24 protein-coding genes are annotated in these 23,876 nt (G+C 72.8%); 10 read left to right on the forward strand and 14 right to left on the reverse strand.

The window, feature by feature from the left end; translation table 11 throughout:
* Positions 1-165 precede the first annotated feature (165 nt).
* The 4 genes from ACZ4Z1_RS01020 to ACZ4Z1_RS01035 form a co-directional block, all read right to left on the reverse strand.
* Entirely contained in the window at positions 166-1,128 is a 963-nt protein-coding gene (locus tag ACZ4Z1_RS01020) for an electron transfer flavoprotein subunit alpha/FixB family protein (protein ID WP_468484459.1), read from the reverse strand.
* Positions 1,129-1,184: 56 nt separating this feature from the next.
* The gene (locus ACZ4Z1_RS01025) at positions 1,185-1,973 is read right to left on the reverse strand and encodes an electron transfer flavoprotein subunit beta/FixA family protein (RefSeq protein ID WP_468484460.1); all 789 of its coding nucleotides are present in this window, start codon (positions 1,971-1,973) and stop codon (positions 1,185-1,187) included.
* A gap of 274 nt (positions 1,974-2,247) precedes the next feature.
* The gene (locus ACZ4Z1_RS01030) at positions 2,248-2,772 is read right to left on the reverse strand and encodes a flavin reductase family protein (RefSeq protein WP_468484845.1); all 525 of its coding nucleotides are present in this window, start codon (positions 2,770-2,772) and stop codon (positions 2,248-2,250) included.
* Positions 2,773-2,982: 210 nt separating this feature from the next.
* A complete protein-coding gene (locus ACZ4Z1_RS01035) occupies positions 2,983-3,315 on the reverse strand; it encodes a thioredoxin family protein (protein ID WP_468484461.1) in 333 nt (110 codons plus the stop codon).
* A 330-nt stretch (positions 3,316-3,645) separates the two neighbouring features.
* Here ACZ4Z1_RS01035 and ACZ4Z1_RS01040 point away from each other — a divergent pair, with 330 nt between their 5' ends.
* Positions 3,646-4,359, forward strand: coding sequence for a lysophospholipid acyltransferase family protein (locus tag ACZ4Z1_RS01040; RefSeq protein WP_468484462.1), 714 nt, complete (start codon positions 3,646-3,648; stop codon positions 4,357-4,359).
* 197 nt (positions 4,360-4,556) lie between these two features.
* On the opposite strand, the gene ACZ4Z1_RS01045 is transcribed toward ACZ4Z1_RS01040, so the two are convergent.
* The 4 genes from ACZ4Z1_RS01045 to ACZ4Z1_RS01060 all read right to left on the reverse strand — a co-directional run bounded on the left by ACZ4Z1_RS01045 (position 4,557) and on the right by ACZ4Z1_RS01060 (position 8,503).
* Complete coding sequence (locus tag ACZ4Z1_RS01045; protein WP_468484463.1) at positions 4,557-5,144, reverse strand: transglutaminase-like domain-containing protein; 588 nt, start codon at positions 5,142-5,144, stop codon at positions 4,557-4,559.
* Between the two features lie 85 nt (positions 5,145-5,229).
* On the reverse strand, positions 5,230-6,300 hold the full coding sequence (locus tag ACZ4Z1_RS01050) for a threonine aldolase family protein (protein ID WP_468484464.1): 1,071 nt from the start codon (positions 6,298-6,300) through the stop codon (positions 5,230-5,232).
* Positions 6,297-7,058 carry an SDR family NAD(P)-dependent oxidoreductase gene (locus tag ACZ4Z1_RS01055; protein WP_468484465.1) on the reverse strand — a complete coding sequence of 254 codons (762 nt, stop codon included), beginning with the start codon at positions 7,056-7,058 and terminating at the stop codon, positions 6,297-6,299. The genes ACZ4Z1_RS01050 and ACZ4Z1_RS01055 overlap by 4 nt, the downstream gene beginning before the upstream one ends.
* Positions 7,059-7,105: 47 nt before the next feature.
* A complete protein-coding gene (locus ACZ4Z1_RS01060) occupies positions 7,106-8,503 on the reverse strand; it encodes a DUF6421 family protein (protein ID WP_468484466.1) in 1,398 nt (465 codons plus the stop codon).
* A gap of 853 nt (positions 8,504-9,356) precedes the next feature.
* On the opposite strand from ACZ4Z1_RS01060, the gene ACZ4Z1_RS01065 reads away from it, so the two are divergent.
* Entirely contained in the window at positions 9,357-10,040 is a 684-nt protein-coding gene (locus ACZ4Z1_RS01065; RefSeq protein ID WP_468484467.1) for a glycerophosphodiester phosphodiesterase, read from the forward strand.
* A gap of 83 nt (positions 10,041-10,123) precedes the next feature.
* Here the strand turns inward: ACZ4Z1_RS01065 and ACZ4Z1_RS01070 are convergent, their stop codons facing one another.
* Entirely contained in the window at positions 10,124-10,657 is a 534-nt protein-coding gene (locus ACZ4Z1_RS01070) for a GNAT family N-acetyltransferase (RefSeq protein ID WP_468484468.1), read from the reverse strand.
* Between the two features lie 175 nt (positions 10,658-10,832).
* On the opposite strand from ACZ4Z1_RS01070, the gene ACZ4Z1_RS01075 reads away from it, so the two are divergent.
* The 5 genes from ACZ4Z1_RS01075 (at position 10,833) to ACZ4Z1_RS01095 (ending at position 14,678) form a co-directional block, all read left to right on the forward strand.
* Positions 10,833-11,225, forward strand: coding sequence for a VOC family protein (locus ACZ4Z1_RS01075; protein WP_468484469.1), 393 nt, complete (start codon positions 10,833-10,835; stop codon positions 11,223-11,225).
* 203 nt (positions 11,226-11,428) lie between these two features.
* On the forward strand, positions 11,429-12,055 hold the full coding sequence (locus ACZ4Z1_RS01080; protein WP_468484470.1) for a DUF5134 domain-containing protein: 627 nt from the start codon (positions 11,429-11,431) through the stop codon (positions 12,053-12,055).
* A gap of 120 nt (positions 12,056-12,175) precedes the next feature.
* A complete protein-coding gene (locus ACZ4Z1_RS01085) occupies positions 12,176-13,114 on the forward strand; it encodes a M56 family metallopeptidase (protein WP_468484471.1) in 939 nt (312 codons plus the stop codon).
* 158 nt (positions 13,115-13,272) lie between these two features.
* Positions 13,273-13,950 carry a phosphatase PAP2 family protein gene (locus tag ACZ4Z1_RS01090; RefSeq protein ID WP_468484472.1) on the forward strand — a complete coding sequence of 226 codons (678 nt, stop codon included), beginning with the start codon at positions 13,273-13,275 and terminating at the stop codon, positions 13,948-13,950.
* Positions 13,951-13,982: 32 nt separating this feature from the next.
* Entirely contained in the window at positions 13,983-14,678 is a 696-nt protein-coding gene (locus ACZ4Z1_RS01095) for an HAD family hydrolase (protein ID WP_468484473.1), read from the forward strand.
* 20 nt (positions 14,679-14,698) lie between these two features.
* Here the strand turns inward: ACZ4Z1_RS01095 and ACZ4Z1_RS01100 are convergent, their stop codons facing one another.
* Together ACZ4Z1_RS01100 and ACZ4Z1_RS01105 are read right to left on the reverse strand one after the other, a co-directional pair.
* Entirely contained in the window at positions 14,699-15,217 is a 519-nt protein-coding gene (locus ACZ4Z1_RS01100) for a hypothetical protein (protein WP_468484474.1), read from the reverse strand.
* A 141-nt stretch (positions 15,218-15,358) separates the two neighbouring features.
* Positions 15,359-16,717 carry a peptidase C39 family protein gene (locus ACZ4Z1_RS01105; RefSeq protein ID WP_468484475.1) on the reverse strand — a complete coding sequence of 453 codons (1,359 nt, stop codon included), beginning with the start codon at positions 16,715-16,717 and terminating at the stop codon, positions 15,359-15,361.
* A gap of 269 nt (positions 16,718-16,986) precedes the next feature.
* Here ACZ4Z1_RS01105 and ACZ4Z1_RS01110 point away from each other — a divergent pair, with 269 nt between their 5' ends.
* Entirely contained in the window at positions 16,987-17,595 is a 609-nt protein-coding gene (locus tag ACZ4Z1_RS01110) for a uridine kinase family protein (protein ID WP_468484476.1), read from the forward strand.
* Positions 17,596-18,056: 461 nt separating this feature from the next.
* Entirely contained in the window at positions 18,057-19,958 is a 1,902-nt protein-coding gene (locus tag ACZ4Z1_RS01115) for an AAA family ATPase (protein ID WP_468484477.1), read from the forward strand.
* Between the two features lie 33 nt (positions 19,959-19,991).
* Here the strand turns inward: ACZ4Z1_RS01115 and ACZ4Z1_RS01120 are convergent, their stop codons facing one another.
* Positions 19,992-20,648 carry a TetR/AcrR family transcriptional regulator C-terminal domain-containing protein gene (locus ACZ4Z1_RS01120; RefSeq protein ID WP_468484478.1) on the reverse strand — a complete coding sequence of 219 codons (657 nt, stop codon included), beginning with the start codon at positions 20,646-20,648 and terminating at the stop codon, positions 19,992-19,994.
* Between the two features lie 84 nt (positions 20,649-20,732).
* Between ACZ4Z1_RS01120 and ACZ4Z1_RS01125 the strand changes: the two genes are divergently transcribed.
* Positions 20,733-21,194: an ester cyclase gene (locus ACZ4Z1_RS01125; protein WP_468484479.1), complete on the forward strand. Its 462-nt coding sequence runs from the start codon at positions 20,733-20,735 to the stop codon at positions 21,192-21,194.
* 78 nt (positions 21,195-21,272) lie between these two features.
* Here the strand turns inward: ACZ4Z1_RS01125 and ACZ4Z1_RS01130 are convergent, their stop codons facing one another.
* Together ACZ4Z1_RS01130 and ACZ4Z1_RS01135 are read right to left on the reverse strand one after the other, a co-directional pair.
* Positions 21,273-22,430, reverse strand: coding sequence for a hemolysin family protein (locus ACZ4Z1_RS01130; RefSeq protein WP_468484480.1), 1,158 nt, complete (start codon positions 22,428-22,430; stop codon positions 21,273-21,275).
* Complete coding sequence (locus tag ACZ4Z1_RS01135; RefSeq protein WP_468484481.1) at positions 22,427-23,773, reverse strand: hemolysin family protein; 1,347 nt, start codon at positions 23,771-23,773, stop codon at positions 22,427-22,429. Before ACZ4Z1_RS01135 ends, ACZ4Z1_RS01130 begins: the two co-directional genes overlap by 4 nt.
* Positions 23,774-23,876: the final 103 nt, after the last annotated feature.

Consider the following 23,876-nt stretch of genomic DNA (forward strand, 5'->3'; position numbering starts at 1 on the left):
CGGCACCCTCGGTGTGCCCGCCGGGCGGCGCGGAACCCGGGGCCAACGTCCCCGCGTGCGGGACGTAAGCCCCGCGGTCCCCGGACAGGCCCAGGGCCCGTACGCGGCTGCGTACGGGCCCTGGGCCTGTCACTGGCGCGGCACGGTCCTGCCGCGCCCGGCGGGTCAGCCCTTGCGGGCCTTGACCTCGTCGGTGAGGGCCGGGACGACCTCGAACAGGTCGCCGACCACGCCGTAGTCGACCAGGTCGAAGATCGGCGCCTCGGCGTCCTTGTTGACGGCGACGATGGTCTTCGAGGTCTGCATGCCGGCGCGGTGCTGGATCGCGCCGGAGATGCCCGCCGCGATGTACAGCTGCGGCGAGACGGACTTGCCGGTCTGGCCGACCTGGTTGGTGTGCGGGTACCAGCCGGCGTCCACCGCGGCGCGGGAGGCGCCGACGGCCGCGCCGAGGGAGTCGGCGAGCGCCTCGATGACCGGGAAGTTCTCGGCGCCGTTGACGCCACGGCCACCGGAGACCACGATCGCGGCCTCGGTCAGGTCCGGGCGGCCGGTGGACTCGCGCGGGGTGCGCGAGACGACCTTGGTGCCCTTGGAGGCGTCGGCGACGGTCACCGTGAGCTGCTCGACCGTGCCGGCGGCCGGCGCGGCCTCCGGGGCGGCGGAGTTGGGCTTGACGGTGATGACCGGGGTGCCCTTGGTGATGCGGGACTTGGTGGTGTACGAGGCCGCGAAGACGGACTGGGTGGCCACCGGGCCCTCGTCGCCGGCCTCCAGGTCGACGGCGTCGGTGATGATGCCGGAGCCGATGCGGACCGCGAGGCGGGCGCCGATCTCCTTGCCCTCGGTGGAGGACGGCAGCAGCACGGCGGCCGGGGAGACGGCCTCGTACGCGGCCTGGAGCGCGTCGACCTTCGGCGCGACCAGGTATTCGGCGAACTCCGGCGCGTCGGCGGTCAGGACCTTGACCGCGCCGTGCTCGGCGAGCGTGGTGGCGGCGGTGTCGGCGCCGGGGCCCAGGTGCACGGCGACCGGCTCGCCGATGCGGCGGGCGAGGGTGAGCAGTTCGAGGGTGGGCTTGCGGACGGCGCCGTCCACGTGGTCGACGTAGACAAGGACTTCAGCCATGGGATTGCTCTCCTGCGGGAAAAGTGAGGGCGGTGGTGAGGACGGGTTGCCGGGGCTCAGATGAACTTCTGGCCCGCGAGGAACTCGGCGAGCTGCTTGCCGCCCTCGCCCTCGTCCTTGACGATCGTGCCCGCGGTACGGGCGGGACGCTCGGCCGCTTCCTCGACCTTGGTCCAGGCACCCTCCAGGCCGACCTCGTCCGCCTCGATGTCCAGGTCGTCCAGGTCCAGGGACTCCACCGGCTTCTTCTTGGCGGCCATGATGCCCTTGAAGGAGGGGTAACGGGCCTCGCCGGACTGGTCGGTGACCGACACGACGGCCGGCAGCGACGCCTCCAGCTGCTCGGTGGCGGTGTCTCCGTCGCGGCGGCCCCGGACGACACCACCCTCGACGGAGACCTCGGAGAGCTGGGTCACCTGCGGCACGCCCAGGCGCTCGGCGAGCAGCGCGGGCAGTACGCCCATGGTGCCGTCGGTGGAGGCCATGCCGCAGACGACCAGGTCGTAGCCGGTCTTCTCGACGGCCTTGGCGAGTACGAGCGAGGTGCCGAGCGCGTCGGTGCCGTGCAGGTCGTCGTCCTCGACGTGCACGCCCTTGTCGGCGCCCATCGACAGGGCCTTGCGCAGCGCGTCGTTGGCGTCCTCGGGGCCGACGGTCAGGACCGTGATCTCCGCGTCGCCGTCGGCGGCTTCCTTGATCTGCAGGGCCTGCTCGACCGCGTACTCGTCGAGCTCCGAGAGCAGGCCGTCCACGTCGTCGCGGTCGACGGTCAGGTCCTCGGCGAAGTGCCGGTCGCCGGTGGCGTCGGGCACGTACTTCACACAGACAACGATCCTCAGGCTCACGCCGGCTCTCCTACCTGCTTCGACTCTTCCGAACTGCCTTGTGGTGGCAGCATAGGCGCCTGTTGGGGCGGCTTCCGGTCGGACGGGTTCCCCGCGCCCACCGAAATATTACTCGCCAGTACATCCACCCCATTCCCCGGAAGCAAGGCCGTTGAACTGTGACGTTGCCAACGGAGCCGGAAGAGGTGCAGGAGGCCCGGAAACGGAACCGGCGGGGCGCGTGAAGCGTTGAGACGACGGCGCGGCGGGCGCCCGCGCGGACACCCGCGCCGGCTCAGTCGCGCAGCGCGTTGAAGCGGCCCTCGTGGTAGAGCAGCGGGCGGCTGCGGCCCGCCGTACCGGCGTACCCCTCCGGGTCGCCCTCGACGACCTGGCCGAGCACGATCCGGTGGTCACCGGCGGGCACCCGCGCCACCACCTCGCAGACCAGCCAGGCCAGCACCCCGTCCAGCAGCGGCACACCGTGCGGACCGGGGCGCCAGGAGGTCGGCGCGGCGAACCGGTCGGCGCCGCTGCGCGCGAAGGTGGCGGCCAGCTCCTGCTGGTGCTCACCCAGTATGTGGACGCCGATGTACCCCGCCTCGGAGACCACCGGCCAGCTGGAGGAACCGGTGCTGATACCGAAGGACACCAGCGGCGGGTCGGCGGCCACCGAGGTCACGGAAGTGGCGGTGAAGCCGACCGGGCGGGCGCCGGCCGCGGTGATCACGGCGACGCCGGCGGCGTGCTGCCGGAAGACGGAGCGCAGCAGGTCGGGGGTGGCGGAACGGGGCGTGGCGAGGTCGGCCGGTGCCGTCATGGAGATGTCCTTCTGCCGTGGTGTACGGGCCGGAGCGGCGCCGTCGCCGGCGCAGCCGAAGTCGTCGCTGCTCACGCGCCGGGACAGCGCACGCCGCCGGTGCGCCGGAGGTCCACGTACGCGCGTCCGGGAAGGAGGGGGCCTGACCGCATGACGTCACCTTGACGATGCGTGTGCCGGGCAGTCAAGTGCCGCCGGGCTTCTGGGAGATCAATCACGGACGGCATCCCCCAGGGCGGCGATGACATCGGCCTTGCGCGGCTGCCCGGCGGCCCGCCGCATCACCGCGCCGTCCCCGTCGAGCACCAGCACCGTGGGCGTACGGTCGATCCGCAGGGCCCGCACCAGGTCCAGATGCGCCTCCGCGTCGATCTCGACGTGCGCCACACCGTCCACCATGCCCGCCACCTCGGCCAGGGTGCGCCGGGTGGCCCGGCAGGGCTGGCAGAAGGCGCTGGAGAACTGCACGAGCGTGGCCCGCTCCCCCAGCCCGGCGCCCACCTCGGCGGCACCCAGCCGCGTCCCCACGTCCTGCCCCGGCACCCGTCACCCTCCCTCGCGGCGGTGCGCGACACCGGGAAAGCCCGCTGTCATGAGCCCGGCGCCGCGCACCATCGGTCCTGTCGTCGACGGGTGCAGCGTCCGCGGGGCCGGATTCATTCCCGCCACGTAACGGAGCCAGGTGTACCTTCTGCCGCGGAGGGCAGCTGGACGGTATGACCGACACGTGACGAGAATCTCCCGGCAGCGGCGTCCCGTACGGTGGCCCCTGGGCCGCCGATCGGGCACGATCTCCCGAAAGCCGCATACTTACGGCTGCGTAACTTGATTGCCGGGAGAACCCTCCCCAGGCACAGAAAAGGGGTCCCCGACATGGCAGAGCTCGTCTACCCGCCCGTCATCGGCGCCGCCCGCGCGGCGTTCAAGGCGCTCGACCTGAAATTCGACATCGCCGGGGCCGACCACATTCCCCGGCGCGGCGGCGCGGTACTGGTGAGCAACCACATCGGATACCTGGACTTCATCTTCTGCGGGCTGGCCGCCCGGCCCGCCAAGCGCCTGGTGCGCTTCATGGCCAAGGAGTCGGTCTTCAAACACAAGGTGTCGGGGCCGCTGATGCGGGCGATGAAGCACATCCCGGTGGACCGCACGCAGGGCGTGCACGCCTACAAACACGCGCTGAGCGCGCTGCGCGGCGGCGAGATCATCGGTGTCTTCCCGGAGGCGACGATCTCGGAGTCCTTCACACTGAAGACCTTCAAGTCGGGTGCGGCCCGGTTGGCGCAGGAGGCGGGGGTGCCGCTGCTGCCGATGGCGCTGTGGGGCACCCAGCGGCTGTGGACCAAGGGGCACAAGCGGGACCTGGGCCGCAACCACTTCCCCATCACCATCCGGGTCGGCGAGCCGGTCGAGGCCGCGCCGGACGAGCATACGGAGAAGATCACCGACCGGCTGCGGTCCCGCGTACAGGACCTGCTGGAGGCGGCGCAGCGCGCGTACCCGGTCCGCCCCAAGGGCCCGGACGACACCTGGTGGATCCCGGCACACCTCGGCGGCACGGCCCCGGCACCCGGGGCGACGGCCTGAGGCGTTTCTGATGGATCTCCGTGGAGGGCACCGAGCGGCGTTCGGTGCCTGCGCTCGGGGGTCCCCCTGCTCGAAGAGCTTGGGGGAGTGCGGCGTGAAGGGTCATGTGGCGGAGCCACCTGTCCCTTCACGCCGTGCGGCGAGAGTGCGTGCCGGGCGTCGCGAGGCCACGGAGATCCATCAGAAGCGCCTTGGCGCTACGACAGGCCCGCCAGGGCGGTGGGGAGCAGCCGCCACAGATGAGGCCGGTCGGCGGCTTCCCGGAGGCATTGCAGTACGGCGGGGTGCGGTTCGGCGAGCAGTACCGGATAGTCCACTTCGTCGCACTCCGGACGGACGGGCCAGGCCAGCTGCTCCCGGCCGAGACGGAACTGCGCGTCGACACCGGGCTTGTTCCCCCGCGGGTCCTGCCGCGCCCAGCGCTCCCCCGGCAGCTTGAGCGCGATCAGGCCGTGCGCGGTGTCCAGCTTCTGGTAGCAGAGCGCGGCCGGGATGCCCTCGGCGCGCAGCAGGGCGGCGAGGGCGTGCGACTTGGCGAAGCAGATGCCGGTGCGCTGCTCCAGGACGTCGGAGGCGCGCCAGGTGACCCGCGGGTCCCCGGCGTCCGCACTGTGCGGGATCGTGTCGCGGACGTACTCGAACGCTGCCTTGGCGTATGAGTATGCGTCCGGCGCGGAGGCACGCAGGCGACGTGCGGTGTCCCGCACGCGGGCGTGCTCGTGGTCGATCACCGCGTCGGCGACCAGGTAGGCGGAGATGTCGTGCTCGTTCTGGATCAGCTCCATGGCGTACGAACATAGCTGTGCGCCCGGCCGGAAGCCAATGATTTTCCGTCCGGGTGCATAGCCATTCAGCCTAGGACGTGCCCGGTCAGCGGCCCATCTCCTCGCGCAGGGCGGTCACCAGACCGTCCACGTCCTCCTCCGTCGTGTCGAAGGAGCACATCCAGCGGACGTCGCCCGCCGCCTCGTCCCAGAAGTAGAAGCGGTAGCGCTTCTGGAGCCGCTCGGTGACGTCGTGCGGCAGCCGCGCGAAGACCGCGTTGGCCTGGACGGGGTAGAGGATCTCCACGCCGTCGACCTCGCGGACGCCGGCGGCGAGCCGCTGGGCCATGCTGTTGGCGTGCCGGGCGTTGCGCAGCCAGAGGTCGCGGGCGAGCAGCGCCTCCAACTGCACGGATATGAAGCGCATCTTGGAGGCGAGCTGCATGGACATCTTGCGTACGTGCTTCATCGCCCGCACCGCGTCCGGGTTGATCACCACCACGGCCTCGCCGAACAGCGCCCCGTTCTTCGTGCCGCCCAGGGAGAGCACGTCCACCCCGACCGCGTTGGTGAACGCCCGCATCGGGACGTCCAGCGACGCCGCCGCGTTGGCGATCCGCGACCCGTCCAGGTGCACCAGCATGTTGCGCTCGTGCGCGTGCTCGCAGATGGCCCGCACCTCGTCGGGGGTGTAGACCGTGCCCAGCTCGGTGTTCTGGGTGATCGAGACGACCTGCGGCATGGCGCGGTGCTCGTCGTCCCAGCCGTACGCCTCGCGGTCGATCAGCTCCGGGGTGAGCTTGCCGTCCTCGGTCGGTACGGTCAGCAGCTTCAGGCCGCCGACCCGCTCGGGGGCGCCGCACTCGTCCACGTGGATGTGCGCGCTGTCGGCGCAGATCACCGCGCCCCAGCGGTCGGTCATCGCCTGGAGGGTGACGACGTTGGCGCCGGTGCCGTTGAAGACCGGGAACGCCTCGGCGGTCTGCCCGAAGTGGCTGCGGATGGTCCGCTGGAGGTGCTCGGTGTACTCGTCCTCGCCGTAGGCGACCTGGTGGCCGCCGTTGGCGAGGGAGAGGGCCGCCAGCACCTCCGGGTGGGCACCCGCGTAGTTGTCGCTGGCGAAGCCGCGCACCGTCAGGTCGTGGCGCCGCTTGGCGTCGGTCTGCCGTTCGGTCACGCTTCGGGGGTCAGCCACAGACGCTGTCCATTCACTTCCTGGGCGGGCCGCTCCCAGACGCCGCTGACGGCCTGGGCCAGGTCCTTGACGTCCGTGAAGCCCGCGAACTTGGCATTCGGGCGCTCGGCGCGCATCTGGTCGTTGACGAGCGCCTTGACCACCAGGATCGCAGCCGCCGCCTTCGGGCCGCCCTCGCCCCCGGCCTTGCGGAAGGCGTCGCCGAGGGCGAGCGTCCACGCCTCCGCGGCCGCCTTGGACGCGGCGTACGCGGCATTCCCGGCCGTCGGCTTGCTCGCGCCGGCCGCGCTGACCAGCAGGAACCGGCCGTTGCCGGACCGCTCCAGCGGGCCCTGGAAGGCGAGCGAGGTGTGCTGGACCGTACGGATGAGCAGCTTCTCCAGCAGGTCCCAGTCGGCGAGGTCGGTCTCCGCGAAGGAGGCGGAGCCGCGCCAGCCGCCGACCAGGTGCACCAGGCCGTCGATCCGGCCGAACTCCTTCTCCGTGCGGTCCGCCCAGGCGCGGGTCGCGTCCAGGTCCAGCAGGTCCACGGTGTCGCCGGTGACGGTGGCGCCGCCGTGCGCGTACCGCGCGGCGTCCACGGCCTCCGCCAGCCGCGCGGCGTCCGCGTCGGAGGCGACCACGGTCGCGCCCGCCTCGGCGAGCCGCAGCAGCGTCGCCCGTCCCGCGGGGCCCGCCGCCCCGGCCACCGCGATGACCGCGCCTTCCAGCGGTCCCTGGCCGTTCGTCGCAGTACTCATGTTCCTCGTCTCCTCGTGCTCCGGCCCGCCCGGTGCGCCGCCGGCGCTCACACTGCCGCCAGGACGTCGCTGCCGGCCGTGATGCCCTTGGTGGAGGCAATCACGCCGCGCAGTTTCTTGGCGAGGGCCTCGTAGAACATGCTCAGCGGAAACTCGTCCGGCAGGACGTCGTCGACCAGCTTGCGCGGCGGCTTGCCGAGGTCGAGCGCGTCGGGGCCCTTGGCCCATACGGAGCCGGGGTGCGGGGCGAGGTAGGTCGAGACGAGGTCGTACGCGGCGAACCAGTGGACCAGCTTGGGGCGGTCGATGCCGTCCCGGTAGAGCTTCTCGATCTCGGCGCACAGCTGGTTGGTGACCTGCGGGGCGCGCTCCCAGTCGATGTGGAGGGTGTTGTCCGTCCAGCGTACGACGTCGTGCTGGTGCAGGTAGGCGAAGAGCAGCTGGCCGCCGAGGCCGTCGTAGTTGCGCACCCGGTCGCCGGTGACGGGGAAGCGGAACATCCGGTCGAAGATCACCGCGTACTGCACGTCGCGGGCCTGCCGGTAGCCCTCCTTCTCCAGCTCGACGGCCTCCTTGAAGGCGGTCAGGTCGCAGCGCAGCTCCTCCAGGCCGTACATCCAGAACGGCTGCCGCTGCTTGATCATGAAGGGGTCGAACGGCAGGTCGCCGTGGCTGTGGGTGCGGTCGTGGACCATGTCCCACAGCACGAACGCCTGCTGGCAGCGGTCCTGGTCGGCGAGCATCTCGCGAATGTCGGCGGGCAGTTCGACGCCCAGCGTCTCGACGGCGGCCTCGCTGACCCGGCGGAAGCGGGCGGCCTCGCGGTCGCAGAAGATGCCGCCCCAGGTGAAGCGCTCGGGCGCCTCGCGCACGGCGATGGTCTCCGGGAACAGGACGGCCGAGTTGGTGTCGTACCCGGCGGTGAAGTCCTCGAAGGTGATGCCGCAGAACAGCGGGTTGTCGTAGCGGGTGCGCTCCAGCTCCGCCAGCCACTCGGGCCAGACCATGCGCAGCACGACCGCCTCGAAGTTGCGGTCCGGGTTGCCGTTCTGCGTGTACATGGGGAAGACGACCAGGTGCTGGAGGCCGTCGACGCGCTGCCGCGCGGGCTGGAAGGCCAGCAGCGAGTCGAGGAAGTCGGGCACGGCGAAGCCGCCGTCGGCCCAGCGGCGCAGGTCCCCCACGAGCGCCCGGTGGTAGGCGGCGTCGTGCGGGAGCAGCGGGGCCAGCTCCTCGATGGCCGATATGGCGCGCTCGACCTCGCGCCGGACGGTGTCGGCGGCGGGCGCGCCCTCGGCGTCAAGGTCGATCGAGCCGTCCTTGGACTGCCAGGGGCGGATGGTCTCGATGGCGTCCTTGAGCACCGGCCAGGCCGGGTGCTCGACCACACGCTCTGCGGTCCCGATGCCCCCCGGGGCACCCACAGGCGAAAGAATTTCCGTCATGACTACCCTCCGGCAGGAGATCCTGTTGTGCGGACACGGTATCCAGGGGACCTTCGCCACCTCAAGAGCCCCAAGGAAAAATCTTCTGCCAAACCCCCATGGTCACGAATCTTTTTCCTGTCGGTCGAACAGGAAGCGGAAGTTTCTGTCAGGCGGGGTGACGCCCGCCGCGCTTCCTCCAGCACGTACCCCGGAACGGTCGCCTCATCCGGCGCAGAGCGGCCGCCGGGCGCCCAGGGGTGGCGTCCGGCCTCCGGCAGGCGGGGGGTTCCGGCCGATTCCCGTCCGCCCGTCGCGCCGCTCCCGTACGGCACCGTCACGTACGGCCCGCTGCGCGCACCCGGCGGCCGGGCCCGCCAACTGGGCCTCAGGGGCACTCGACCCCCGCGCGGCGCCTCCGCCACCCTCCGGCGCCCACACGTCACTCTTGACCGGTTCCTGTCAGTACGGCCCGTCGCGCGGGCCGCCACGGCCACCGCGTGCCGCCCCGTCGGCCCGCCGCGTCAGCGTACGGAGGACTCGCCCACGCACGGGTGAGCCGCATTCCGGGCCGAAGCCCCGGACGGAGGGGGCGCGGCGCCCCGGCAGGCGCCCGGCGCCGGGGAGCCGGCCGTCACGAGCCCCGGGAACGCCCCGGAATTCCCGGTCCCGGCGGGTGCGGCCGCGGACCTGACAAGCCCCCGTTCCGGCCACGTCGGAGCGCTGTCCGACATCGGTTCCGCCCCTTCGGGCGCCCGTTAGGCTGTGCGCCGTTTCGAGAGCAGCCGGCGGGCCCGCGCCCGGTACAGGTCCGGCAGCCGTGGCCCGCGGCCGGTACCGGTCTGCCGGCACCCCCGACAGAAACGAGGCAGCCTTGTCCTTTCTCACCATCGGACACCGCGGGATGATGGGCGTCGAGCCGGAGAACACCCTGCGCTCGTTCGTCCGCGCCGAACGCGAGGGTCTCGACGTCATCGAGCTGGACCTGCACCTGAGCAAGGACGGCGCGCTCGTGGTCATGCACGACGCGGACGTGGACCGCACGACCGACGGGACGGGGCCGATCGCCGACCGCACCCTGGCCGAGCTGCGCGAGCTGGACGCCGGCGACGGCGAGCGGGTGCCGGTGTTCGAGGAGATCGTGGACGCGGTGCGGGCGCCGCTCCAGGCGGAGATCAAGGACGCGGCAGCCGCCCGGGCGCTCGCCGACGTGCTGCGCGCCCGGGACCTCACCACCCGGGTCGAGGTGATCTCCTTCCACGACGAGGCGCTGGCCACCGTCTCCCGGCTGCTGCCGGGCGTCCGGACCGCTCTGGTCGCCGAGGACTACGGCCTCGACGTGGTGGACCGCGCGCTCGCGGTGGGGGCCACGGCACTCTCCCTCGACATCCGCCGGCTCACCCTGGAGCTGGTCGACCGGGCGCACACGGCGGGGCTGCGCGTGCTCGGCTGGACCGTCAACACCCACGACCAGCTCCGGCTCAGCCGCGGGCTGGGGCTGGACGGCGTGGTGACCGACTTCCCCGAGATCCGGCGGGCGGTGCGGTTCACGGCCTGAGGCGCGCAGGAGCGCGGCGCGGCGGGGCGGAGCGGTACGGCGCGGGCGGGCGGGCCGCTCGGGACGGCGGCCCGCCCGTCGCTTCAGTCGAGCGTCTTGACCAGCAGCTCGAACTCCAGGTCGGCGCGCTGCGGGATGCCGAACCGCTCGTCGCCGTACGGGAACGGCGTCATACGGCCGGTACGCCGGTAGCCGCGCCGCTCGTACCAGGCGATCAGGTCGGCACGCTGCCGGATGACCGTCATCCGCATCTCGGCCGCGTCCCACTCGGCGCGCGCGGTGCGCTCCGCCTCGGCCATGACGACCTTGCCGAAGCCGCCGCCCTGGAGGGTCGGGCGGACCGCGAACATCCCGAAGTACACGTGGTCACCGCGGTGTTCGAGCTGACAGCAGGCGACGATCCCGCCCGCGTTCTCGGCGAGCAGCAGCCGGCTGTTCGCGTCCCGCACGACGGCTGTGACTCCCTCCGGGTCGGTGCGCTGCCCTTCCAGCAGGTCCGCCTCGGTGGTCCAGCCGGCCCGGCTCGCGTCACCGCGGTAGGCGGACTCGATCAGCTCGACGACTGCCGGGACGTCAGCTTCGGTGGCGGCTCTGTAGGTCAGCTCGACGGTCGTCATGGGGAAGTCCTCTCGGTGGCATGCGGCGCGGCGGCACGGGCGCGGACGGCGGGGCGCCGCGCGGTACGGCCGTACCGGAGGCTAACAAGAGCAACCGGAGCACCGTCCGGTACCGGGCGGGTTCCGGCAGGACGCCCCCGTGATCTGCCGCGCCCGGAGGCGTAGGGTCCGCGGCATGGTGCATGTACTGAGCAGCAGGGTGCTGGTGCGGCCGTCCGACCCCGAGCGGTCGCGGGAGTTCTACGGCAGCGCGCTGGGGCTGGAGGTCTACCGCGAATTCGGTACGGGTCCGGAGCGCGGCACGGTCTACTTCCTCGGCGGCGGCTTCCTGGAGGTCTCCGGCCGGTCCCCGGAACCCCCTACGTCCACGCTCCAACTGTGGCTCCAGGTGGCCGACGCCGCCGCGGCGCACGGGGAACTGGCGGCCCGCGGAGTGGAGATCCTGCGCCCGCCGGTGCAGGAACCGTGGGGCCTGATCGAGATGTGGATCGCGGACCCGGACGGCCACCGCATCGTGCTGACCGAGGTCCCGGCGGACCACCCGCTGCGGTACCGGCCCGGCATCTGACCCTCCAGGCGCCGGCCTCCGTCCTCTCGGCCGTACCCGGACGCCCCGTGCGGCCGGGTACGCGGCCACGCTCCCCATGTGCGCCCGTGCGCTCCCGATGCCGAAGGCGTCCGCGGCCCCGCAACGGGGCACGATGCCGCTGTACCGGGCCGCACGGCGCCGCGCCGCGTGCGACCGCCGTACGGGCTCTCGGGGAGGACGCCGTGCACGGACCGCCATGGGTCGGCTGGCTGCTGGTACTGCTGTGTGCCGGAGCGGGCGCGTACTGCCTGTCGAGCGTGCGGCGCGGTACGGCCGCGCAGCGGCGGGAAGCACGCGGTGAGGCGCTGATGGGACTGGGCATGGCGGCGATGGCGGTGCCCGCCTCGGCCGTGGTGCAGCCGTCCTGGTCCCCCTGGGTGTTCGCGGCCGTCTTCGGCGCCGCGGGCCTGTGGGCGCTGCTGCGGCGGCACCCGCACCACGCGATGGGCGCGGCGGCGATGGTCTACATGTCCCTCGCGATGGTGCCCGGCCCCGGGACCGGGCCGGGTGGCGGCGGGCACGCGGTGCACGCGGGGTCCATGGAGCAGATGGGGGCGACGGGTCCGGGCGGCCTGCCGGTGTTCACGGCGCTGCTGCTGGCGTACTACGCCGTGTACGTCGTCGTCGCCGGTGCGCGGCTGGCACCGGCGGCGATTCCCGGCACGGCCGCCGTTCCGGGCACGCCGGCCGTTCCCGGTACAGGGGACAGCGGCCCGGCGGCCCCGGTGCGGGCCGCCTGGCCGGAGGTGGTGGGAGCGTGCCGGGTGGCGATGGGGATCGGCATGTTCGCGATGCTGCTGACCCTGTAGGCGGATGCCGCGAAGGAACGGCCTCTCCTGAGCATCACCCGCCTCGGACGTCGGTGGTATACGTCACTTCCGCCGCGGGTTCGTACCCCGCCGTAGCCGCGCGCTCATAGGCTGACGTCCATGATGGTCCCTCTCGCGCTGATGTTGCTCGGCGCGCTGGCTGCGGCGACGGCGCCGCGCCTGATGGCCCGCGCCGAATGGCCCGACCGCGAGCCGGTGCTCGCCCTGTGGGTGTGGCAGTGCGTGGTCGCCGCCGTACTGCTGTGCTGCGTCCTGGCGATGTCGCTCTTCGGTGCCGCCGCGTGGGAAGCCGTGCGCAGTCACCTCTTCGGCCATGCGCCGCGCGTCGTCGTCGAGGCGTACGCGCTCAAGACGTACGGCCCCTGGTCCGGCGTACTGGCCGCGGTACTGGCGTGCGGCGGCGCGTGGACGGCCGTCATGCTCACCCGTGAGGTGCGCGGCGCCCGTGCCCGGCGGCGGCAGCGGCGCGGCGACCTGCTGCGGCGCTCCCCGCTGCTGCCCGGCGAAGAACCGTCCGGCGACCGGCTCGTGGTCCTCGAAGGCGACCGCCCCGAGGCGTGGTGGCTGCACGGCGCCACGCCCCAACTGGTCGTCACCACGTCGGCTTTGCGCCGCCTGAAAGGCCGTCAGCTCGATGCGCTGATCGCCCATGAGCAGGGGCACGCGCGGGCCCGCCACGACGTGCTGCTGTACTGCGCCTCCGCGCTCGCGGCCGGCTTCCCGCAGGTCCCGGTCTTCGCCGCGTTCCGCGACCAGGTGCACCGGCTGGTCGAACTGGCCGCCGACGACGTGGCCTCGCGCCGCTTCGGCCGCCTGACGATCGCCCTGGCCCTGGTCGAACTCAACGAGGACCGCGGGGTGTTCGGCCCGTGTCCCGCCCAGTGCGCCCAGGTCCCGCACCGGGTGCACCGGCTGCTGGCACCGGCCCCCCGCTTCACCCCCGGCCGCCGCCTGCGGATGACGGCGGTCGCGGCGCTCGTCCCGGCGGTCCCGCTGCTGGTGACGTTCATGCCGGGGCTGAGCGCGCTGACGTACTGAGGGGCGGCGTGCCGGGGGTGGCACGCCGAGGAGGTACGGGCGTACTGAAGCGGTACCGGGCCCGAACCTGCTCCGGCCGTGAGCACGCGGGCGTACGAACACACCCCCGTACGAAGGCTCCCTGGCCCCGCGCCACACACCTCCGGGAAGATTCCCCCATGCTCCCCGCACCCGCCGCTCCCCCCAGGCCGTCCCCTTCGCCACGCCGCTCCCTCCGCCTCGCTCTCCTCCTGTTCCTTCCCTTCGCCGCCCTCCTCGCCCTGGTGGCCGCGCGGTGGGGCCCGGTGCTCGCCTTCGACCGGGCCGTCGCCACGTCCCTGCACCGCACGGCCGTCACGGCTCCCGGACTGACCTCCGTCAACAAGGTCTTCTCGGACTGGGTGTGGGACCCGTGGACCCTGCGTGCCCTCCTGGCCGTGGCGGTCGTCGTGCTCCTGCGCCGCGGGCAGTGGGTGCTCGGCTGCTGGGTGGCGGTCACGGCGGCCGTGGGCACGGCGTTGCAGCAGGTGCTGAAGGCGCTCGTGGGCCGCCACCGCCCGGAGTGGCCGGACCCCGTCGACTCCGCGCACTACGCCGCCTTCCCTTCGGGGCACGCGATGACGGCGGCGGTGGCGGGCGGGCTGGCGCTGTGGCTGCTGCGGCTGTACGGGGTGCGCCGGCGGTGGTGGTGGGCCGCCGCGGCGCTGGTCGGCGTGTCCGTGGCGGGTGTCGGCCTCACCCGCGTCTACCTGGGGGTCCACTGGGCCACGGACGTGGCCGGCGGCTGGCTGCTGGGCGGGGCCCTGGTGGCGGCCGCGGCGACCGCGTACGCCCGCCGGTACCGGACGCGCCGATGACGGCGGGCCGCCGGGCACGCCAGGATGGCCTCATGACGATCAAGGGTGTGCTCTTCGACTTCTCCGGGACGCTGCTGCGCATCGAATCGCCGGAGAGCTGGTTGCGGGCGGTGCTGGCCGGGACGGGGACGGACCTCGCGGAGGAGGAGGTGGTCCGCCTCGCGGCGGAGCTGAGCCGCGCCGGCGCGCTGCCCGGCGGCTCCTCGCCGGTGCGCCTGCCGCCCGGGCTGGCCGCGCTCTGGGAGGCCCGGGACCGCAGCGCCGGCCGGCACCGCGAGCTGTACACCGGGCTGGCCCGGCAGGTGCCGCTGCCCGACGAGGCGCTGTACGACGCGCTGTACGACCGCCACATGACGCCTGCCGCGTGGACGCCGTACCCGGACGCCGCCGAGGTCCTGGGCGAGCTGCGACGGCGCGGCATCCGCACCGGCGTGGTCAGCAACATCGGCTGGGACCTGCGGCCGGTGCTCCGCGCACACGGTCTCGACCGCTTCGTCGACATCTGTGTCCTGTCGTACGAGCACGGCGTCCAGAAGCCGGACCCGAAGCTGTTCGCGATCGCGTGCGAGGAGCTGGGGCTGGCTCCCACGGACGTCCTGATGGTGGGTGACGACCGGACGGCGGACGGCGGCGCGACGGCACTGGGCTGCGGCTATCTGCCCGTGGACCACCTGCCGGTGGCCGAACGCCCGGACGGCCTGCGCCCCGCCCTGTCTCTGGCCGGCTGACCGGCTGACCGGCCACCCGCCTACGGCCGCAGCACCTCCGTGTGGATGGCCAGCTTGAACTGCGCGTGCGTGATCGCGGCCGGCACCTTGGCGTCACCGGGGCCGCGCGCGGAGATCTTCAGCCCGACCGGCGTTCCCGGGTGTACGAACATCTGCCACAGGTACGTCTTGTACTGGCCGCCCCCGGTCTTCCACGTGTCGGTGGTGCCCGTGGAGTCGTAGCCGGGCCCGAGCGGGTCCCGTACGAACCGCGCCCGGTACTCGTTCGGCCGGTCGTCCGCGGCCCAGAACACCATCGCGGACAGCAGGCCCCAGCCCTCGTGGCTGGGCCAGATCAGCCCCGACCGCGCGTCGGGGAACGTGGACGGTGTGCCGGCCCCGTTGCCCGGGTCGTGCATCTTCCACGGGTCGTAGGACTCGGCGTCCGCCCCGTACGGAAAGCGCACCAGGTGGTACCCGTCGCTGTCGTACGAGATCTGCTGCGACCCGGCCCCGTGCTTCGCCGCGTCCCAGAGCAGCGAACACACCACGACGGACATACAGTCCCTCCCTCAACTCCCGACGGCAGGAACCACGTCGGCCCCGCCTGGTCCATTGCGCCACAGGTGCCGCCCGCGCGGTAGACGGCGGACGGGCTCCGGATCGGCGCTCGGGGACCGGGCGGGGGCGGAGCGGCGGGTTCAGCAGATGCCGACCGTGGCCAGGGCGTGGCGCTGGGCGGGGGTGACGTCGGTGGGGAAGTAGACGTAGCAGATGCCGCCGGTGCCGCTGACGACCTTGCCCTCGGCGTTCTTGCGCTTCGTCCGCAGCCAGATGTTCTCGAACTGGCGGCGCTGGTATACGCGGCGGACCGCGGCGTTGGTCGGCGAGTTGGGGTCGTTGGCGACGACGTCGCCGTTCTTGGTGAAGCCGATGACGGTCATCAGGTGGCCGGCCGTGCCGTAGCCCGCGCCGGTCAGTTCGGGGGCCAGGAAGGACTGCGAGGTGATCACCGGGATGCCGGCCCGGACGAGGGTCTCGGCGTCGGAGAGGGTGCGCAACCGGGTGACGGCGGCCTCCATGTCCTGGTACGTGGCCGCGTAGGCGGTGTTGAACGGCCAGTTGCCGCAGCCCTCGTACTGGTAGTCGAAGGTGTGGCGGGCGGCGTGGCAGACCTGGGGGTCGGCGTAGGCGGGGTTGACCCAGGCCAGGTCGGCGGCGGTGGGCTTGCGCCCCCAGTACTCGATGATCATCTGGGAGGAGGTGGGGCTGCACCACGCCTCGCCCCCGTTGTCGTACTCCGGGTACTGCCCCTTGTGGGTCTCCTGCGAGTACCGCGGCACGACCAGCTCCCGGCCGGTCGCGACGCCCGGCTCGGAGGCCGGTACGTCGAAGCGGTCCGGGATGTCGGAGCCCATCAGCCCCAGACGCCACACGGTCGGGGTCAGGGTGGTGCCGGGCTTGCGGTGGAGGGTGACGCGCAGCTCGTACGAGACCAGCCGCAGGCCGCTCGCCGGGCTGTCGATCGCGAAGGTGTCGGTGGAGATGCTGCTCCGGCCGTCCTTCTGGCCGTCGACGGAGGTCCGGCGGATGTCGCCGTCCCCTGCGGCCCAGCGGCCCATCACGTACCACGGGGTCCGTACGCCGTCACCGTACGCGCCGCGCATCTCGACGGTGATCCAGGTGCCGGCGGGTGTCTGGGCGTTCCAGGAGACGACGGCTTCGGTGGACGGCACCTTGAGCGTGCGGGCCGGGGACGTCCAGACGGCGTACTCCCAGGTGGCGGTCGTGCCGGTGTGCGGATCACGGTACTCGGCGGTGCCGGCCGGGCGGTCGATCACCACGCCCGGGCGGCGCCCGTCGGCCACGCGGGTGCCGTTGGCGACACCCTGGTTCCAGTCGGCTGCGGTGTGCCAGGCTCGGTAGTCCACGAGACGCTTCGCCTTCGGTGCGGCGGACGGTGCGGATGGGGAGGCGGCGTGCGCCAGGGGGGTGGCCGCGCCCGCCGCGACGGCGAGGGCGGCGGCCAGGACGGTACGCCGGGGCGTGGGTCTGCTCATGGTGGAGTCCCCCAGTCGGATGCGATGGATTGAGCCAGGAGAACGGTGGAGCTCAACTATTCCCCCGCGTACGTCCTTCGGCCAGCCGTTCGTCGCGCGTCGCCGCGGGGATCAGCAATTTGCGGCAGCCGGGGCCCGTCCGCGGGCGGGGCGGGGACGGGGACGGCACCGGGGAACGGCGGCCCGGTGGCCCCTGAGGGGTCGCGGGCCGCATCTCGCACCCCGGTAATCTTGCCGCGTCCCACCCGTCACAGCAGACAGGCAGCAGCGTGCGTCAAGAGCCGATCAGGCCGATCCCGCCCGGCCTCGCCGGCCGGCTGTGCGCGCTGCCCCCGTCCTGCGGACCCGTCCGGCTGATCGCGGTGGACGGGCACGCCGGGTCCGGCAAGAGCACCTTCGCGCGGCACCTGGCCGCCGCGCTCGGCGACGCCCCGGTCGTCCGCCTGGACGACATCGCGACACACGATGAGCTGTTCGACTGGGCGGAGCGGTTCTGTACCGAGGTGCTGGGACCGCTGGCCCGGGGGAAGCCGGCGCACTACGGGGTGTACGACTGGGAGCGCAGGGAGTTCACCACGCGCCGGGAGCTGGCACCGGCGCACGCCGTCGTCGTGGAGGGTGTCGGCGCGGGCCGCCGCGCCCTGCGCCCGTACCTGGCGTGTCTGTTGTGGATGGACCTGACGGCTGGTCACTCCTGGGAGCGGGGGCGACTGCGGGACGGTCCGGCGCAGGCCGCGTTCTGGGATGACTGGATCCCGGCGGAGCGCGCCCATTTCGCGGCGGACCCCTCGCGTCCGCACGCCGGACTGCTGGTACGGGCGAGCACCGAGGGGTACGAGGTGCTGCCGGGGCCCGGTGAGACGTGCGGTACCCCCTGAACCATCACCGTACGTGACGGACCACAGGCGGTACGCAGATCGTCGCCCTACGCGTACCGCCGACTGCCTCAACTCGGCTTGACCTGGGGGGCGTACAGGACTTACGTTCTCAATGTGCGGTTCTGACGGACCGCCCGCAGACGCGAAGCCCCCGGTTGTTCCCCCGTGATCGGGGGCTTCGTTCTGTGCCCGGGCGCTCAGCGCGCGCCGCGCACCGTCCGCCTCCTCACCCTATGTCACCGCTTCCTTCGCGCCGCGGAGCCTCGCCTTCCCCTGTACCGCCCTCTTCGGCCTGCGCCGATACCGCAGGTACGATGCGAGTCCGTGCCACCGAAGGACGCATGTCGAAGTGCCCGGAGCGGCCCGCAACCGGCGCCCCGGGTACGGCGGTTCGATCGCAGACGCTGCGGCCTGGCACTCGCCCGGCGGCACACCACGGGGGACGTTTTGTGGGGGACGTGATGGACTTCGGCACCCAGGGCACACACGCCCCGGCCGAACTCGCCTGGCTGCGCGCGGTGGACGCCTACACGGTAGGCGCCTATCCGCAGGCCGAGGAGGAGTTCCGGACCGCGGTGCAAATGGATCCGACGATGGCCGACGGCTGGCTCGGCCTGCACGCGCTGCGTGCGGACACCTCGACCGCGCTGCTGCACATGCACCGGCACCGCGACCGCTTCGGGGAACAGCGGGCCCGGCACCGACGCACGCTCAATTCCTGGTACTGGCTGGGCTGGTGGGTGCAGCCGGTGCTGGAGACCGGCCGCGACCTGCTGCTGGCGTACGCCTCGCACTGGCTCGACGGCCGCCATGTCGCCGAGCTGGACCAGGCCCTGGCGGGCTGCCCACCGGTGGACACCGACCCGCAGGTGCGCTTCCTGCACGCCTGCCGCGCCTATCTCGTCAAGGACTGGGACCAGCTCGTACGGCACACCGAACCGCTGCTCGACGATCCGCTGCTCGGCATCGAGGCCGGCCTCTTCGGCGGCATGGCGCGGGTCCGCCAGGAGATGTACGGGCAGGCCGAGCCGCTGCTGTCGGCCGCCCTGATGCGCTGCCGCAGCGAGCAGCCGCAGCGCAAGGAGCTGCGGTACTGGCTCGCCCGCGCCCACGAGGGCACCGGCCGCAGCGCCGCCGCGCTGCCGCTGTACCGCTCGGTGCACCGGGTCGACCCGGCGTTCATGGACACCTCGGCGCGGCTCGCGGCCATAGCCGAGGGGGACGGCCTGGAGGAGGGCACGGACCTCGCGGCCGTCACCGCCGGCTTCGGCCAGGAGGCGGGCGGCGACCTCGATCCGCTCTCCCCGCTCGACCCGGTGGACGGGCGGGAGCTGCTGGCCACGACCGATCCGGAGGGGCCGGACAGTGAGCTGGCGGGCGGCTCGCCGGGGGACGCCGGTCCGGCCGTACGGGAGAAGGCTTCGCCCGGCGGCCCGCGCGGGTCCGACCAGTTGCCCGCCGGCCCGTCCGACCCGGTGCTGCTGGAGAAGGCGCTCGCCGAGCTGGAGCGGATGGTCGGGCTGGAGCCGGTGAAGCGTCAGGTCAGGGCGCTCTCGGCGCAGTTGCGGATGGCGCGGCTACGGGCCGGCCAGGGGCTTCCGGTACAGCCGCCGAAACGACACTTCGTGTTCTCCGGCCCCTCCGGCACCGGCAAGACCACCGTGGCCCGGATACTCGGCCGGGTGTTCTACGCGCTCGGCCTGCTCGGCGGCGATCACCTCGTCGAGGCCCAACGGTCCGACCTGGTCGGCGAGTTCCTGGGGCAGACCGCGGTGAAGGCGAACGAGCTGATCGACTCGGCGCTGGGCGGGGTGCTGTTCGTGGACGAGGCGTACAGCCTGTCGAACTCGGCGTACAGCAAGGGCGACGCGTACGGCGACGAGGCCCTGCAGGTACTCCTCAAACGGGCCGAGGACAACCGCGACCGCCTCGTCGTCATCCTGGCCGGCTACCCGGAGGGCATGGACCGCCTGCTGGCCGCCAACCCCGGCCTGTCCTCCCGCTTCACCTCACGCGTCGACTTCCCGAGCTACCGGCCGCCGGAACTGACCGCCATCGGCGAGGTACTGGCCGCCGAGAACGGCGACCACTGGGACGAGGAGTCCCTGGAGGAGCTGCGCAGCATCAGCGCGCACGTCGTCGGGGAGGGCTGGATCGACGAACTCGGCAACGGCCGGTTCCTGCGCACGCTGTACGAGAAGAGCTGCGCCTACCGTGACCTGCGGCTGTCCACCTGGTCCGGCGCACCGTCCCGCGACGACCTGGCCACCCTGCGGCTGCCGGACCTGATGCAGGCGTACGGCGAAGTCCTCTCCGGCCGCGGCCCGGCCACCGGGCCGGGCCCGGAGGCGCCGCCGCTCTGACGCTCCCGAGGGCGCCCGGTATCGCGGGCGCCCCTACGGGCTGCCGTCGAATCCCGCCAGCAGGGCCCGGACGGCGTAGTGGAAGCGCGCCGCGTCGTCGGCCCCGTGGCCGTCCCGCCCGGCCTCCGCGAGCAGCGGGAAGCGGTCGGCGTCCAACTGCGCAAGATACGCCGTTGAGCCGGGCGCGCCCTCCTCGTTCACGCGCGCGGTGGCCGCCTCCACGCCAGTGTGCCCGACGACGAAGACGGTGAGCGCGTTCAGTACGTCCAGCGCCCGGCCGAGGGGGAAGCCCGCGCCCCGCAGCATGCGCAGGCCGTGTTCCACGGAGTCCAGGGTCTGCGGGGTCACTGCGGGACGGCTCATCGCCAGCGGCAGTACACCAGGGTGACGCAGCAGGGTGCGCCGGAGGGAGGCGGCGTACGCCTCCAGCGCGGGCCGCCAGGGTCCACTGCCGGCCACCGGCGTAGCCGCCTTCTCGAACACCCGCTCCACCAGGCCGTCCAGCAACGCATCCTTGTTCGGGACGTAGTGATAGAGCGTCATGGCCTCGACGCCTAGTTCGGCGCCGAGGCGGCGCATCGAGAGGGCGGCGAGTCCGTCCCGGTCGGCCAGGGCGAGCGCCGCGTCCAGCACCCGCTGCCGGGTCAGGCCCGCCCGTTCGCCGCGCGCCCGTTTCCGCCCCTTGGTCACGTCCGCCCTCCTTGACTTTCTTACGTCGTAAGGCAATGCTACCCGCCAATCAGCGACTTACGGCGTAAGACAGGGAGAACCGGCATGGACCCCACCCGCACCGACCACAACAAACGCGTCGTCACCGGCCTGCTCGCGGCGATCGACGCCCGGCGGACGGCCGATCTGCCGCACTACCTGGCCCCGGACGTGATCGACCACAACAAGATCATCCACGGCGAGCCGGACGAACCGGGCGCGGCCTTCGACGGCTTCCGGCAGCAGCTCGACGCCTTCTCCGAGGCTCGCATGGAGCCCCGCGAACTGATCGCCGAGGGCGACCGGGTGGTGGCCCGGCTGCTCGTCAGCGGGGTGCACACCGGCGCGCACCCGCGGATGCCCCGGCCCACGCTCCGGCGCTTCGCGGTGGAGCAGATATGGATCTTCACCGTCCGGGCCGGGAGGATCACCGAGATCCGGGCGGTCAGCGACCGGCTCGGCATGTTCGCGCAACTCGGCTGGGACTGGCCGAAAACCCGGTCGGACACGGTGCCGGAAACGGTGTGAGCCCGCGGGCCACCGAGGCCCGACACAGTGTGAGCCCGCGGCGGACCACCGCGGGCTCACACCTCCGTCACCGGCGGATCACCCCGCCAGCGCCCGGTCCTCCCGGGCCGGCCCCGGTGCGGCGCGCGGACCGGAGAGCCGGTCGCCCGGCACCTCGGGGATGCGGGCGCCCGGCGCGCCGCCGAACTGCGGTGGGGCGGGCAGGTCCTGCCGGTGCGCCGGATCGCGCACCTCCCCCACCAGCTTCTCCAGAACGTCCTCCAGCGCGACCAGGCCCAGCACCCGCCCGGTCACGTCGGTGACGGCGGCCAGGTGGGAGGCGGAGCGGCGCATGGCGGTCAGCGCGTCGTCCAGGGGGAGTTCGGCGCGCAGCGTCGTCATCGGGTGCCAGATGTGCTGCGGCACCGCGCGGTCGCCCTCCTCCAGGTCCAGTACGTCCTTGACGTGCAGATAGCCCATATAGGCGCCGCCGGGCGCGGACACCGGGAAGCGGGAGTAACCGGTCTTGACGGTCAGCTCCTCGACCTGACGCGGGGTGACGGCCGGATCGACCGTGACCAGCTCGGCCGGGTCCAGGAGCACGTCGGTGACCGGGCGGCTGCCCAGCTCCAGCGCGTCGGAGAGGCGTTCCTGTTCGGCGGGGGCCAGCAGGCCTGCCTGCTTGGAGTCCTCGACGAGGTCGGTCAGCTGCTGGCTGGTGAAGACCGCCTCGACCTCGTCCTTCGGCTCGACGCGGAACAGCCGCAGCACGCCGCGGGCGCACGCGCCGAGCAGCGCGGTGACCGGGCGGCACAGCCGGGCGAAGGCGACCAGGCCCGGGCTGAACCACAGCGCGGTCTTCTCCGGCGCGGCCATCGCCAGGTTCTTCGGGACCATCTCGCCGATGACGAGGTGCAGGAAGACCACCGCGGCCAGGGCTATGACGTAGCCGAGGGGATGGACCAGCGGCTCGGGCAGGTGCGCCGCGTGGAAGAGCGGTTCCAGGAGGCGGGCGACGGTCGGTTCGGCGACCGCGCCGAGCGTCAGGGAGCAGACGGTGATGCCGAACTGGGCCGCCGCCATCATCTGCGGCAGGTTCTCCAGGCCGTGCAGCACCTTGCGGGCCCGCTTGGAGCCCGCGGTGGCCAGCGGTTCGATCTGGCTGCGGCGCACCGAGACCAGCGCGAACTCGGCGCCCACGAAGAAGCCGTTGACCAGGACCAGGAAGGCGGCGAAGAGCAGTTGCAGGAAGCTCACCTGGCCACCTCCGCCGGCAGCGGGGCGGGCACCGCGGCGCCCGCGGTCCGTATGATCCGCACCCGTTCGGCGCGGTGGTGGGAGACCAGCCGCACCCGCAGCCGCCAGCCGTCCAGTTCGGCGGTGTCGCCGGGCGCGGGCACCCGCCCGAGTATGTGGGCCACCAGGCCCGCCACGGTCTCGTACGGGCCGTCGGGGGTGTCCAGGCCGATCCGCCGCAGAGTGTCGGTGCGGCAGCCGCCGTCCGCGTCCCAGGCGGGGCGGCCGTCCTCCGGCGGTGCCTGGGCCAGTTCGGGCAGGTCGATCCGGTCGTGTTCGTCGCGGACCTCGCCGACCAGTTCCTCGACGATGTCCTCCAGGGTGACGACGCCCGCCGTGCCGCCGTACTCGTCGACCACGACGGCTATCGGCTGCTCGCTGCGCAGCCGTTCCAGCAGGGGCTGCACCGCCAGCGTCGCCGGGACCAGCAGCGGCGGTACGGCGATCCGTCCGGCCGGGGTGCGCAGCCGCTCGTGCTCGGGCACCGCGAGGGCGTCCTTGAGGTGCACCATGCCCACCACCTCGTCGAGCCGGGTGTGGTAGACGGGGAAGCGGGACAGGCCGGTGGCACGGGTGAGGTTGAGGACGTCCTCGGCGGTGGCGGACGCCTGCAGGGCGCTGACCCGTACCCGCGGGGTCATCACGTTCTCGGCCGTCAGCCCGCCGAGGGAGAGGGTGCGTACGAACAGGTCGGCGGTGTCCTGCTCGATCGCCCCGGCCAGGGCCGAGTGGCGGGCGAGCGAGACCAGTTCGCCGGGGGTGCGGGCGGAGGCCAGCTCGTCGGTCGGCTCCACGCCCAGGGCCCGTACGAGCCGGTTGGCGACGGTGTTCAGCAGGGAGATCACCGGGCGGAAGAAGCGCGAGAAGGCGCCCTGCGGGCCCGCGACGAAGCGGGCGACCTGGAGCGGCCTGGACACCGCCCAGTTCTTGGGCACCAGCTCGCCGAGGACCATCTGCACGGCGGAGGCCAGCAGCATTCCGATGACGACGGCGATGCCGGGTACGGCGCCGGCCGGCAGCCCGGTGGCGGTCAGCGGCGCGGACAGCAGGCGGGCCAGGGCGGGCTCGGCGAGCATGCCGACCACCAGGGAGGTGATGGTGATGCCGAGCTGGGTGCCGGAGAGCTGGAAGGAGAGTTCGCGCAGCGCGCCGACGACGGTGCGGGCGCGCCGGTCACCGCCGGACGCGGCCCGTTCGGCCTCCGCCTTCTCCACGGTGACCAGGCCGAACTCGGCGGCGACGAAGAAGCCGTTGGCGAGGATCAGGACGAGTGCGGCCGCGAGCAGCAGCAGCGTGGCGGTCATGCAGCCGCCTCCGTGCACGGGAATTCCCGCGGCTGCGGGGGTTCCGGTGGAGGGGCGGCGCAGGTACTACCGGACGATCCGTCCATTGCTGGAGGGAGTCACT

Source organism: Streptomyces sp. NPDC030165, from assembly GCF_055573595.1.

What these genes read in the sequence shown, in the direction of transcription:
- ACZ4Z1_RS01090 (WP_468484472.1), top strand. Translation starts at nt 13,273, where the DNA reads ATGCTCCCCGCACCCGCCGCTCCCCCCAGGCCGTCCCCTTCGCCACGC.
- ACZ4Z1_RS01070 (WP_468484468.1), bottom strand. Translation starts at nt 10,657, where the DNA reads ATGACGACCGTCGAGCTGACCTACAGAGCCGCCACCGAAGCTGACGTC.
- ACZ4Z1_RS01115 (WP_468484477.1), top strand. Translation starts at nt 18,057, where the DNA reads ATGGACTTCGGCACCCAGGGCACACACGCCCCGGCCGAACTCGCCTGG.
- ACZ4Z1_RS01045 (WP_468484463.1), bottom strand. Translation starts at nt 5,144, where the DNA reads ATGGAGCTGATCCAGAACGAGCACGACATCTCCGCCTACCTGGTCGCC.
- ACZ4Z1_RS01040 (WP_468484462.1), top strand. Translation starts at nt 3,646, where the DNA reads ATGGCAGAGCTCGTCTACCCGCCCGTCATCGGCGCCGCCCGCGCGGCG.
- ACZ4Z1_RS01125 (WP_468484479.1), top strand. Translation starts at nt 20,733, where the DNA reads ATGGACCCCACCCGCACCGACCACAACAAACGCGTCGTCACCGGCCTG.
- ACZ4Z1_RS01095 (WP_468484473.1), top strand. Translation starts at nt 13,983, where the DNA reads ATGACGATCAAGGGTGTGCTCTTCGACTTCTCCGGGACGCTGCTGCGC.
- ACZ4Z1_RS01105 (WP_468484475.1), bottom strand. Translation starts at nt 16,717, where the DNA reads ATGAGCAGACCCACGCCCCGGCGTACCGTCCTGGCCGCCGCCCTCGCC.
- ACZ4Z1_RS01075 (WP_468484469.1), top strand. Translation starts at nt 10,833, where the DNA reads ATGGTGCATGTACTGAGCAGCAGGGTGCTGGTGCGGCCGTCCGACCCC.
- ACZ4Z1_RS01055 (WP_468484465.1), bottom strand. Translation starts at nt 7,058, where the DNA reads ATGAGTACTGCGACGAACGGCCAGGGACCGCTGGAAGGCGCGGTCATC.
- ACZ4Z1_RS01030 (WP_468484845.1), bottom strand. Translation starts at nt 2,772, where the DNA reads ATGACGGCACCGGCCGACCTCGCCACGCCCCGTTCCGCCACCCCCGAC.
- ACZ4Z1_RS01060 (WP_468484466.1), bottom strand. Translation starts at nt 8,503, where the DNA reads ATGACGGAAATTCTTTCGCCTGTGGGTGCCCCGGGGGGCATCGGGACC.
- ACZ4Z1_RS01100 (WP_468484474.1), bottom strand. Translation starts at nt 15,217, where the DNA reads ATGTCCGTCGTGGTGTGTTCGCTGCTCTGGGACGCGGCGAAGCACGGG.
- ACZ4Z1_RS01085 (WP_468484471.1), top strand. Translation starts at nt 12,176, where the DNA reads ATGATGGTCCCTCTCGCGCTGATGTTGCTCGGCGCGCTGGCTGCGGCG.
- ACZ4Z1_RS01020 (WP_468484459.1), bottom strand. Translation starts at nt 1,128, where the DNA reads ATGGCTGAAGTCCTTGTCTACGTCGACCACGTGGACGGCGCCGTCCGC.
- ACZ4Z1_RS01135 (WP_468484481.1), bottom strand. Translation starts at nt 23,773, where the DNA reads ATGACCGCCACGCTGCTGCTGCTCGCGGCCGCACTCGTCCTGATCCTC.